Source organism: Bradyrhizobium genomosp. I (2014) (genome assembly GCF_000261685.1).
GTDB lineage: Bacteria > Pseudomonadota > Alphaproteobacteria > Rhizobiales > Xanthobacteraceae > Bradyrhizobium.
The window spans coordinates 1-10,674 of the sequence record NZ_AJQE01000254.1 but is presented as its reverse complement, the minus strand read 5'-3'; the positions used below and the strand labels follow the sequence as shown (position 1 = coordinate 10,674).

The following is a 10,674-nucleotide window of genomic DNA, read 5'->3' as shown; positions in this document are numbered from 1 at the left end:
CGGCGGCCGCCGACACGCTCAGCTCCAGCCCGGCCGCGGCAAAGCTGCCGGTCCGCGCCGCCGCCTCGAACGCCTTGATGCCGTTGAGAAACAGCAGCCGCCGCAAATGTCCGACCCTCAGGAAAGCTGATGCCAGGCCAAGATAACTCAGTTTGCGGAGAGGGGGCAAGCGAGGCAGAGATGTCAACGCAATTCGTGCTGATTTTCGAGCACTCGGCTCTTCGCCTCTCTCCGCTTGCGGGGAGAGGAAGTGAAACAGCCCGCATCCCCTACGCCCCACAGGAGAATCTTCCGTGACGCCCATCATGATCGCGGCCCTTGGATTGCTGATGGTGGCCACCGCGTTCCTGTCGGGGCTGTTCGGCATGGCGGGCGGGCTGATCCTGATCGGCGTGCTCCTGGCCTTGATGCCGCTTCCGACCGCGATGGTGCTGCATGCGATCACGCAGATGGCCTCGAACGGCTGGCGCGCGTTCCTGTGGCGGGCGCATATCCGCTGGCGGCCGGTCGCGAACTATATGGTCGGCGCTGCCGTCGCGCTCGCGGCCTGGTCGCTCACCCGCTACGTGCCGGACAAGCCGGTCGCGCTGCTGATGCTGGGCGCCACGCCGTTCATGGCGCGGCTGCTGCCTGCGAACATCAAGCCGGATCCCGACCGTCTCTGGCAGGGCACGGTCTATGGCACGATCTGCATGGGCCTGATGCTGATGACCGGCGTCTCCGGCCCGCTGCTCGACACCTTCTTCCTCGGCGGCGATTTCGGCCGGCGCGAGAAGGTCGCGACCAAGGCGATGTGCCAGGTCGTCAGCCATTTCACCAAGCTGGTCTATTTCGGCGGCATCATCGACCAGGCCGCGAGCCTCGATCCCGTGCTCGCCGGCGTCGCGATTGCAGCCTCCATGCTCGGCACCACGCTGGCGCGGCGCATCCTCGAAGCCATGACCGACCAGCAATTCATCGCCTGGTCCAACAAGCTGATCACCACCATCGCCTGCTACTACATCGCCTATGGCGGCTGGCTCATGGTTCGCACACCAGTGCTGGCCGCCTTCGACAAGGGAGGTCTGCAATGAGCGAGACGGCCGATCCGCTGGTGCTGGACTTCGTCGAATGGGTCGCGCGCGAGCCGCGCGCCTATGCCGAGGTGATCGCGACCTGGAAGACCTCGTGCCCGCGCCTCACCATCTGGGAAGACGCCGCGGATCGCGGCTACGTCGCCCGCGAGACGCTTGCCGGCCTCGGGCCGGTCATCGCGGTGACTGAGGACGGCGAGAGGCTGCTGCGCACGAACGGCCGCTGATACGCACTTCCGTCTCCACATCGTCATTGCGAGCGTCAGCGAAGCAATCCAGAATGTCTCTGCGGCGGCAGTCCGGATTGCTTCGCGTCGCTCGCAATGACGGAATACTCGGAGGCCCCTTGCATGTCACTCAGACTTTACGAACTCGTCGGCATCGACGCTTCGCGTCCTTTCAGTCCGTATTGCTGGCGCACGCGGATGGCGCTGGCGCACAAGGGACTGTCGGCGGAGTCGCTGCCCTGGCGCTTCACCGAGAAGAGCACGCTTCAGCCGCACGGCTCGGACAAGGTTCCGGTGCTGTTGCACGATGACAGGCCCGTGGTCGATTCCTGGACGATCGCGAATTATCTGGAAGACAATTTTCCGGATCGTCCGTCGCTGTTCGGCGGCGAGGGCGGCCGCGCCATGGCGCGCATGATCAATGCCTTCGGCGACATCGCCATCGTCGGCGGCATCTTTCCGCTGATCGTCGCCGACATCCCGAAGAACCTTGCCGAGGTCGACGCCGCCTATTTCCGCAAGTCGCGCGAGGCACGCTTCGGCGGCAAGAGCCTGGAAGATGTCATGGCGAGCCGCGACACCGGCGTCGTCGCGTTCCGCAAGTCGCTGGAGGTGATGCGGCAGACCTTGAAGAAGCAGCCCTATATCGGCGGCAGCGCGCCGAACTATGCCGACTACATCGTGTTCGGCGGTTTTCAGTGGGCGCGCGTGGTCAGCCCGTTCAAGCTGCTGGAGGCGGACGATCCGATCCATGGCTGGTGCGAGAAGCTGCTCGACGCGTTCGACGGCATGGCGCGGAAGTCGCCGGGATTTGCGGTGTAGCTTCGTAGGGTGAGCAAAGGCGCAAAGCGCCGTGCCCACCATCTCGCTCGATCGCCAAAAAAAAGCGTGGGCACGCTTCGCTTTGCCCACCCTACGACACGGCCTCCGCCGCCGCTTTCCTCAAACATTCCCGGCACAAGCAATCCTCACCCGCGAGCGGCATCGGCAGCTTTGCCGTCTCCTCCGCGCACCAGCACGTGCCCGAGAGGTCGCAGCCGAACTCGGTGCCGCAGCGGGAGCAGGCGAGGCGGCGTGGTTCCTGCAATGCGGATTGTTTCGGATTTGTCATGATCTCCGCCGAAGCTTCGCCGTCATTTTCATGTCGGGTTCATCTGTCGCTGCGGTATATTACGCGCCGCGCACGTATCAGCAAAGCGGCTCCAACGCGCGAAGGACAGACCGATGGCCCGCGATACGCAAGCCGCTCTCGTCGCGCTCAACCGCTTTGGCTTCGGCGCCCGCGGCGGCGCTTCGGGCGATCTCATCAACGCAAGCTCCGACCCGCGCGGCTTCGTGAAGGCGGAGCTTGCGCGTCCCAACGGCGTGCTGCTGGAAGCGCCCGGACTGCAATCGACGCCGCAACTCGGCCAGGCCGTCTTTGCCTATCAGGACCAGGTCAAACAGGCCCGCGAGGCTGCGAAGGAGATCGCGAGCGAGATGGCGGAGGCGAAGCCCGCGGACAAGACGGCAAGGCCGGACGCCATGCAGCCCAACGCGGCAACACCGCCGGCCGCAAAGCCGTCAGGGCAGCCGCTCAACGTGATTCAAAAGACGTTTCGCGCCGAAGCGCTGGCGCGGTTGCAGCGCGCGACGCTGACCGAGTGCGGCTTCACCGAGCGGCTCGTCGCGTTCTGGTCCAACCATTTCTGCATCTCCGCCGGCAAGGGCGAGTTGGTGCGGATCTGGGCCGGCGCGTTCGAGCGCGAGGCGATCAGGCCGCATGTGCTCGGGCGCTTCGCCGACATGCTGAAGGCGGTGGAGCAGCATCCAGCGATGCTGTTCTTTCTCGACAACCAGCAATCGCTCGGCCCGGATTCGCGCGCGGGGCAAAACCGCAAGCGCGGGCTGAACGAAAACCTCGCGCGCGAGATCATGGAGCTGCATACGCTCGGCGTCGGCGGCGGCTACACCCAAGGCGACGTCACCTCGCTCGCGCGCATCATCACCGGCTGGACCTTTGCCGGCCGGAAGGGGCAGCTAGGGCCCCCCGGCTCCTTCGTCTTCAACGTCAATGCGCATCAGCCCGGGCCGCAAGCCCTGCTCGGCAAGACCTACGAGGCCGCCGGGCTCGCGCAGGGCGAAGCCGCGCTCGCGGACCTCGCGCGGCATCCGTCGACCGCGAATTTCATCGCCGCCAAATTCGTCCGTCACTTCGTCGCAGATGATCCGCCGCCCGCGCTCGTTGTGCGCCTGCGCGACGCCTTCGTCAAGACCGACGGCGATCTCAAGGTGATGGCGACCACGCTGGTCGATTCCGACGAGGCCTGGAAGGCGCCGCTGACCAAGATGCGCTCGCCCTACGATTTCCTGGTTGCGAGCGGCCGGCTGCTCGCGCGCGTGCCGGAAGACCCGAGCCGCTATCTCAACGGCCTCAACCTGCTTGGCCAGCCGCTATGGTCGCCGCCGGGCCCCAACGGCTTTCCCGACACCAATGCGGCCTGGGCCGCGCCTGAAGGCATCAAGCTCAGGCTCGACATCGCGGCGCAGATCGGCGCGCGGCTCGGCAACAACATCGATCCGCTCGACTTGCTGGAATTTGCCGCTGCCGACGCGGCCTCGATCGAAACGCGCAAAACCATCGAACGCGCGGAGTCGCGACAGCAGGCGCTGGCGCTGCTGTTGATGTCGCCGGAAATGCAGAGGAGATGATGATGATCGACTGCGTCGAGAACCGGCTCCTCACCTCGCGCCGCGGCCTGCTGCTCGGTGGCGCCTCCTTTGCAGCCTGGGCCTACCTGCCGAAATTCGCCCGCGCCGCCGATGGACGCGATCCGCGACTGATCGTGGTGATCCTGCGCGGCGCGCTGGACGGGCTCTCGACCGTCGCGCCGATCGGCGACCCTGACTATGCCGGCCTGCACGGATCTATCGCGCTCGCCGCGGATGGCGCGCATCCCGCGATCATGCTCGATTCCTTCTTCGCGCTGCATCCGGCGATGCCGGAATTTGCGCGCATGTACAGGGACAGGCATGCCGCAGTGATCCATGCGGTGGCGACACCCTATCGCGATCGCTCGCATTTCGATGGGCAGGACGTGCTTGAAAGCGGTTATGCCGGCCCGGGCCGCGTGCAGTCCGGCTGGCTCAACCGCGCGCTGGAGGCGCTGCCGCGTGGCGAGCGCGTGTCGAGCGGCCTTGCGGTCGGCCCCACCACGCCGCTGGTGCTGCGCGGCAGCGCGCCCACCGTCGGCTGGGCGCCGGTGGCGCTGCCACAGGCGGATGACGACACCGCGATGCGCCTCGCCGAGCTCTACCGCCACCGCGATCCCGCGCTGGCGACGGCGTTGTCGCAAGGCCTCCAGCTCGACAAGGCCGCAGCCGGCGACGACATGAAAGCGAAGCGCGGCAACGCCGTCGCACAGATGCGCCAAGCGGGGCGCGGCGCCGCAAAACTGATGGCGGCCGATGACGGCCCGCGCATCGCCGCGCTCGCCTTCGACGGCTGGGACACGCATGCCAACGAAGGCGGCCCTGTGGGGCGTCTCGCCTTCCTGCTCGGCGGCCTCGACGGCGCGCTCGCCGAGTTCGAAACCGGCCTCGGCGACCGCTGGCGCTACACCGTCGTCGTCATCGCCACCGAATTCGGCCGCACCGTGCGGATCAACGGCACCGACGGCACCGATCACGGCACGGGAACGATCGCGCTGCTCGCCGGCGGCGCGGTGAAAGGCGGCCGCGTCATCGCCGACTGGCCTGGCCTCAAGCTCGCCAACCTCCACGATGCCCGCGATCTCAAGCCGACGACCGACCTGCGCTCGGTCATCAAGGGCGTGCTGCAGGACCAGTTCGGCCTGTCCGATCGCGTGCTGGCGGAGACGGTGTTTCCGGATAGTGCAGGCGCCAGGCCGTTGAATGGACTGGTGGCTTAGTTAGCCGTCATTGGGGCGCGCGAAGCGAACTCTTATGCGCAAATTGCGCCTGGCCTTGCGGCGCATCCCGCAATGACGAGATAATGGTGCAAGCATCAGGAGAGACCCCCCATGTACATCGCCATGAACCGCTTCCGCGTCGCCAAGGGCTCCGAGGCCGCTTTCGAGCAGGTCTGGCTTTCGCGCGATACCCATCTCGACAAGGTGCCGGGCTTCGTCGAATTCCATCTGCTGCGGGGACCCGAGCTCGAGGACCACACGCTGTACGCTTCGCACACCGTGTGGGCGAACCATGCCGCGTTCGAGGCCTGGACCAAATCGGAGGCGTTTCGCGCGGCGCATCACCGGGCCGGGGACAACAAGCCGCTTTATCTCGGCCATCCCCAGTTCGAGGGCTTCGAGGTGGTGCAGACGGTCGGTCGCGGCGCGAAGTAGCGCGCCGCAGAGGTCAGCCCAGAGTGATCCTGTCGATCTCCGCCATCTCATCCGCGCTGAGCTTCCAGGTGATCGCCTTGATACTTGCGGGCGCGCGGCCAGCCAGGAGAAGGCGAGTTCCAGCATCGAATGGCCGTGCGCCTTGGCGAAGGCCTGGAGCTGCTCGACCATGTCCTCGTTGCGCGGCGTGACGTAGCGGTCGCGCAGCGCCGGCGCCTTGGCAAAGCGAGTGTCCGCGGGCGCCACCGCGCCGCGCTGATACTTGCCTGTGAGCAGGCCGCTCGCGAGCGGGAAGAATGGCAACAGGCCGAGCTTGTACTCCTGCGCCGCCGGCAGCAGGTCCTTCTCGATGTCGCGAACCAGCAATGAGTATTCGTCCTGGCAGGAGACGAAGCGGCTGACGTTCATCGCGCGTGCGGTGAATTCGGCTTCCGCGATGCGCCAGGCCGGGAAGTTGGAATTGCCGATGTAGCGCACCTTGCCCTGCCGGATCAGATCGTCGAGCGCGCGCAGCGTCTCCTCCATCGGAGTCAACGGGTCGTAATCGTGCTGCTGGTAGAGGTCGATGTAGTCGGTCTTGAGCCGCTTCAAGCTGGCCTCGACGGCGTCCATGATGTAGCGGCGCGAGGCGCCCTGCCTGGTGCCGTCGGTCGCCATCGGCTTGGCATATTTGGTGGCGAGCACGATGTCCTTGCGGCGGTCGCCGAGCACGGTGCCGAGCACCGTCTCCGAGCCGCCCATGCCGGCATAGATGTCCGCGGTGTCGAACAGCGTGATGCCGAGATCGAGCGCGCGATGGATCACCTTGCGCGAGGTCTCCAGATCCGTGCGCTGGCCGAAATTGTTGCAGCCGAGCCCGACCGCAGACACGCGAAGGCCGGAGGCGCCGAGATTGCGAATTTCCATGGGAGATCCCGTCACATGAGCAGCGGCATATTGTGACCAGCGTGCGCCGCATCAGCAAGCTGATGCATGCGCTGCTGCCATGCAGACAATCGCGGACAAAAAAATGCGGCCCCTGTCAGACGCGGCGACTGACGGGGACCGCTTTGGGGCGCTTGATCGGTGACGGGGGCCTGACCAGACGCAGGTGCAGCGTAGCCTTGCCATGTTACGCGCGGATGACAGGCGGAGTTATCCACAGGACTCCGGGGTGCAGGACTCAGAAGATCTTGCGATAGACGATGAAGCCGGACCGTTCTGCGACCTTGTCGTACAGGCGCTGCGCCGTGAGATTGGTCTCATGCGTCTGCCAGTACACCCGCGGCGATCCCGCGAGCCTTGCCCGCTCATAGACGCCATGGATCAGCGCCGAGGCGACGCCCTTGCCGCGCGCGGCCTCGCGCGTGAACAGGTCCTGCAGATAGCAGGACGGCTCGATCGCGGTGGTGCTGCGATGAAACAGATAGTGCGTCAGCCCGAGCAGGCGGCCGTCGTCCTCGGCCACCAGCGCATGCATCGGTTCATAGGCATCGAAGAAGCGCTGCCACGTCATGCGCGTGATCTCGCCCGCGAGCGCGGTCGGACCGGAGCGGCCGTAGAAGGCGTTATAGCCGTCCCAAAGCGGCAGCCATTGATCGTAGTCCTGCCTGGTGACAGCGCGAATGGTGAGTGACATGTGAGCTTCCGGAATCGGTGAAGCGCCCTTCATACGTGATGAAGGGCGCACCGATCAATTGCGATGCCGGCATGTCTGGAGAATGTCTTCGTGCGGCCCCTTCGAGCCGCCCGCCTTTGGCGAACTCCTCAGGAAGGTCTCGCTGCGCGAAATCCTGGACCCTCGTGGCGAGGAGCGCCGCTCGCGGCGCGTCTCGAACCACAGGGCCGGACCGGTCACTCCGCGACGCGCAGATACCGGCTCAGCTTGCGGTTGGTCGTGTCGCGCAGCGAGCGGTAGTAATCGGCGCGTGACGGCGCGTCGGTGTGGCGCACGAGGTCGGTCACCGGGGTGTAGCTCAGCATGCGCCCACCGTCGGGCAGCGCGGTGCAGACGAAGCGCAGCACCTCGCCGTTGCGCAATTTGATATTGATCGGCGTCGCATCGCCGACCCGCACCATCTCCATGCGTTGCGCGATGAAGGTGCCAAGCTCGTCCTCCGGCAGTTCGAACGCGCCTGTGTCGCGGCCGTGATACATCAGCGCGATGAAGGGCGGCTTGCTTTCGGCAATCTCGTCCGGCACAGCGAAATAATCGCGGAACGCGCGGTTGATGAACTCGGCCCGGGTCTCGGCATCCAGCAGCACGATGCCGATATCGACCTGGTCGAGGGCGGCCGACAGCCGCGTTGCCGTGGCGTGGCTCCGGCGCTCGGCTGCGAATGTGTCGAGCAGCCGCTCGCGCATCAGGCCGGTGATGCCCGCGGTGCCCGCGGCGGTCATCGCGAGCAGGCCGAGCCGGACGAGGTCCGCAGCGCCATAGCCTGAGACGCCATGGCGATCGAGGAACAGCAGCGCCGCGCCGGTGACCGCGACGGCGGCGCTGGTCATGGCGGAGGCGAGACCCGACAGCGCACCGGCCAGCGCCACGATGCAGACCAGCAGCGGCGCGGGGGAGGGAGTAGGGATGAAGCGATCGAACAGCATCGCCAGCAGCAAGGTCGCCGCCGTCAGCACCGGTCCGGAGATCGCACGCCATCCGAGCCGCATGAGCCAGTCTCGCTCCTCCCGAACGTGGCAACGCCGCAACACTGACTGATCGTTGCGCCAATACAATGCGATTTCGCGCGGAGCGCTTAATGGGCGGTTGCGGCGAAGCGCAAACCTTTCGGATGATTTTAGACCATGTGCGCGTGCTCGACGCGCTGTTCCGAAGTGGGCGCATTCATCGTTGACGTTCCCGCGCCCTTGCGCGTGCCGACGATGATCAGCAGCGACGCCGCGACCAGGATGGCCGCAGCCAGGGTGATTGCAACGACGACCACAGGTGACTTCATCGACGTCCTGTCGCAATGCCGGTTGGCGCGGGCCGCGCGCCTTGAAGGCTGGTCGAGGATGAAGCGGGAATCAGATCGGCAGGCCCATCGCCATGGTCGCCCTGGTCGACAGTACCGTCAGGGTGACGATCAGGCACAGCGAGAGCGCGGCGACAGCGAGCGAGGCCGCGACCGCGTTGGTCAGCCGGGAAGACGCGACGGTGGCGGGTTGGCCCTGAAAGCCTGCCGTGCCGGACGCCCGAATCATGGGTCTAAATCCCTCAACACGCGGGCGAATCACCCGCGACGCGGGACAATTTCCCCGTTTCAACGGGCAACATTGCGGCGGCCGTCGCGCCTAAAGCGGCAAGATTGCGGCAAGGACGACCCTTATGCCCGCTATTTGCTGGAGCGGGACCGTCCAGTCAGGCGCCCGCCGCGATGCTGGCGGGGTCGTCGATATCGGCCGGGCGCCAGTCCATCGCCACGAAGCCGGGCGCAGCTTCCACGCGCTTGAGCCAGTCGCGGATCGCCGGGAAGGTCGAAAGGTCGAAATCGCAGCGTTCGGCGAGGTGAGTGTAGCCGTATAGCGCGATGTCGGCGACCGTGAGCTGGCGCGCGGCGAAATAGGCGTTGGTCTTGAGATGGTTCTCCATGACCTGGAGCGCGCCATAGCCGCGCTCCATCCAGTCCTCCAGCGAATGGGTCTGGAGATCGCGGCCGCCCTTGACCAGCGACAGCCAGAAATAGGCGGCGCCGATGTTCGGCTCGAGCGCGTGCTGCTCGAAGAACATCCATTGCAGCGCCTCGGCGCGGTCGATGCGGTTCTCCGGCGCGAGCGGCGTGCCGACGGCGACGTACCAGAGGATGGCATTGGATTCGGCGAGATAGCGGTCCGCGCCGACCTCGAGCAGCGGCACCTGCCCGGACGGGTTCTTGCTCAGAAAGTCCGGCGTGCGGCTCTCGCCACGCAGAATGTCCACCTCCACCGCTTCGTAAGGCAGGTTGAGCAGCGCCAGCGCAAGGCGGACCTTGTAGCTGTTGCCCGAGCGTTGCATCGAATAGAGCTTGTACATTCTGCAGTTCGAATCCGAGGACGGGAAGACGCGGCGTTCGTTGCCCCACAAGGCGGCTAAACAATGATGCCGATGCGAATCCGCCGCAAGAGCCGGCCAATAGAAAAACTCGAAAACCCTACCGCACTGCAATGCTGCGGAAGATCATTTCCGCGCGACGATGCAATTCAGTTCACACTTGCGTCAACGCGCGGACGCATCGCGCTGCGCATCGGTGTGAAACGGTTCGGCGATTTAGGTTGGGCACCGAAGCTTCGGCATCGTCGTGGCCGGGCTTCGTTCCGGCCATCCCGTCTTGCCACGTGGTGCGAAGGACGCGGATGCCGGGACCTGGCTGCGCCGAGCTTTGCCGGGGCTGCCCAGTGTCGAGCCGGCGAAGCGTCGGCGGAGGCGGCAAGCCCGGGCATGACGGACCGCCCGTCGAGCAACCAGAATTGCTCCGAGGACAAGCCTTGCCGGATATGAGGGGTTTTGGGCGGCAAAGTTGCGGAATATTGCGGTGAATCATGCCCTCGAACCGCGCGATACCGTAAACTTTTCCGAGATCGGGCTGAAGTTTCTTGCGGCGCAGCGGCACACGTTTTAGGGTGCCTCATTCCCACAAATGGAGTCGTGAGGCGAAAGGCTTCACGACGCTCGCCAGGAGATGATGATGTCCTTCCTTGCCGCTGCGCTCGACCGTGTGAAGCCGTCCGCGACCATCGCGGTCACGGATAAAGCACGCGCGCTGAAAGCGGCGGGGCGCAACGTCATTGGCCTCGGTGCCGGCGAGCCCGACTTCGACACGCCCGCCAACATCAAGCTGGCGGCGATCCGCGCCATCGAGGCCGGCAAGACCAAGTACACCGCGGTGGACGGCATCCCCGAGCTGAAGGAAGCCATCATCGCCAAGTTTCAGCGCGAGAACGGCGTCGCCTACAAGCCGAACCAGATCATCGTCGGCACCGGCGGCAAGCAGGTGCTCTACAACGCGCTGATGGCGACCATCAATCCGGGCGACGAGGTGATCATTCCCGCGCCCTATTGGGTCAGCTACCCTG

The 10,674-nt window shown here is 65.7% G+C and carries 13 protein-coding genes and 2 pseudogenes; 7 read left to right on the top strand and 8 right to left on the bottom strand.

Annotation, left to right across the window (positions count from 1 at the left end):
- A pseudogene (locus tag IC50_RS43235) lies at positions 1 to 304 on the bottom strand (LysR family transcriptional regulator); the annotation flags it as partial.
- Between IC50_RS43235 and IC50_RS23825 the strand changes: the two are divergent.
- The 3 genes from IC50_RS23825 to IC50_RS23815 all read left to right on the top strand — a co-directional run bounded on the left by IC50_RS23825 (position 294) and on the right by IC50_RS23815 (position 2,122).
- Positions 294 to 1,073, top strand: a complete 780-nt coding sequence (locus IC50_RS23825) for a sulfite exporter TauE/SafE family protein (protein WP_035710409.1) — start codon at positions 294 to 296, stop codon at positions 1,071 to 1,073. The pseudogene IC50_RS43235 and the gene IC50_RS23825 sit on opposite strands and share 11 nt — an antisense overlap.
- Positions 1,070 to 1,300, top strand: coding sequence for a hypothetical protein (locus tag IC50_RS23820; RefSeq protein ID WP_035710406.1), 231 nt, complete (start codon positions 1,070 to 1,072; stop codon positions 1,298 to 1,300). Before IC50_RS23825 ends, IC50_RS23820 begins: the two co-directional genes overlap by 4 nt.
- Positions 1,301 to 1,423: 123 nt before the next feature.
- Positions 1,424 to 2,122 (top strand): glutathione S-transferase family protein, encoded by a 699-nt coding sequence (locus IC50_RS23815; protein WP_035710414.1) that lies wholly within the window; start codon positions 1,424 to 1,426, stop codon positions 2,120 to 2,122.
- A 91-nt stretch (positions 2,123 to 2,213) separates the two neighbouring features.
- Here the strand turns inward: IC50_RS23815 and IC50_RS43230 are convergent, their stop codons facing one another.
- Positions 2,214 to 2,411, bottom strand: a complete 198-nt coding sequence (locus IC50_RS43230) for a cysteine-rich CWC family protein (RefSeq protein ID WP_035710405.1) — start codon at positions 2,409 to 2,411, stop codon at positions 2,214 to 2,216.
- 113 nt (positions 2,412 to 2,524) lie between these two features.
- Between IC50_RS43230 and IC50_RS23805 the strand changes: the two genes are divergently transcribed.
- The 3 genes from IC50_RS23805 to IC50_RS23795 all read left to right on the top strand — a co-directional run bounded on the left by IC50_RS23805 (position 2,525) and on the right by IC50_RS23795 (position 5,646).
- Positions 2,525 to 3,991 (top strand): DUF1800 domain-containing protein, encoded by a 1,467-nt coding sequence (locus IC50_RS23805; RefSeq protein WP_035710404.1) that lies wholly within the window; start codon positions 2,525 to 2,527, stop codon positions 3,989 to 3,991.
- Positions 3,991 to 5,211 carry a DUF1501 domain-containing protein gene (locus IC50_RS23800; RefSeq protein ID WP_440588144.1) on the top strand — a complete coding sequence of 407 codons (1,221 nt, stop codon included), beginning with the start codon at positions 3,991 to 3,993 and terminating at the stop codon, positions 5,209 to 5,211. The genes IC50_RS23805 and IC50_RS23800 overlap by 1 nt, the downstream gene beginning before the upstream one ends.
- Before the next feature lie 111 nt (positions 5,212 to 5,322).
- Positions 5,323 to 5,646 (top strand): antibiotic biosynthesis monooxygenase family protein, encoded by a 324-nt coding sequence (locus IC50_RS23795; protein WP_035710403.1) that lies wholly within the window; start codon positions 5,323 to 5,325, stop codon positions 5,644 to 5,646.
- A gap of 13 nt (positions 5,647 to 5,659) precedes the next feature.
- On the opposite strand, the pseudogene IC50_RS23790 reads toward IC50_RS23795, so the two are convergent.
- From IC50_RS23790 to IC50_RS23770, 6 genes and pseudogenes are all read right to left on the bottom strand, one after another.
- Positions 5,660 to 6,552 (bottom strand): annotated as a pseudogene (locus tag IC50_RS23790) (aldo/keto reductase).
- Between the two features lie 256 nt (positions 6,553 to 6,808).
- The gene (locus IC50_RS23785; RefSeq protein ID WP_035710402.1) at positions 6,809 to 7,264 is read right to left on the bottom strand and encodes a GNAT family N-acetyltransferase; all 456 of its coding nucleotides are present in this window, start codon (positions 7,262 to 7,264) and stop codon (positions 6,809 to 6,811) included.
- A 215-nt stretch (positions 7,265 to 7,479) separates the two neighbouring features.
- Entirely contained in the window at positions 7,480 to 8,292 is an 813-nt protein-coding gene (locus IC50_RS23780) for a PAS-domain containing protein (RefSeq protein WP_035710400.1), read from the bottom strand.
- A 128-nt stretch (positions 8,293 to 8,420) separates the two neighbouring features.
- Positions 8,421 to 8,579, bottom strand: a complete 159-nt coding sequence (locus IC50_RS42570; protein ID WP_035710399.1) for a hypothetical protein — start codon at positions 8,577 to 8,579, stop codon at positions 8,421 to 8,423.
- Positions 8,580 to 8,649: 70 nt separating this feature from the next.
- On the bottom strand, positions 8,650 to 8,826 hold the full coding sequence (locus IC50_RS42565; protein WP_193374147.1) for a hypothetical protein: 177 nt from the start codon (positions 8,824 to 8,826) through the stop codon (positions 8,650 to 8,652).
- A 157-nt stretch (positions 8,827 to 8,983) separates the two neighbouring features.
- Positions 8,984 to 9,634, bottom strand: a complete 651-nt coding sequence (locus IC50_RS23770) for a glutathione S-transferase family protein (protein WP_035710398.1) — start codon at positions 9,632 to 9,634, stop codon at positions 8,984 to 8,986.
- A gap of 652 nt (positions 9,635 to 10,286) precedes the next feature.
- Between IC50_RS23770 and IC50_RS23765 the strand changes: the two genes are divergently transcribed.
- The coding region (locus IC50_RS23765) for an aminotransferase class I/II-fold pyridoxal phosphate-dependent enzyme (protein WP_157461044.1) at positions 10,287 to 10,674 on the top strand (388 nt) is incomplete at its 3' end.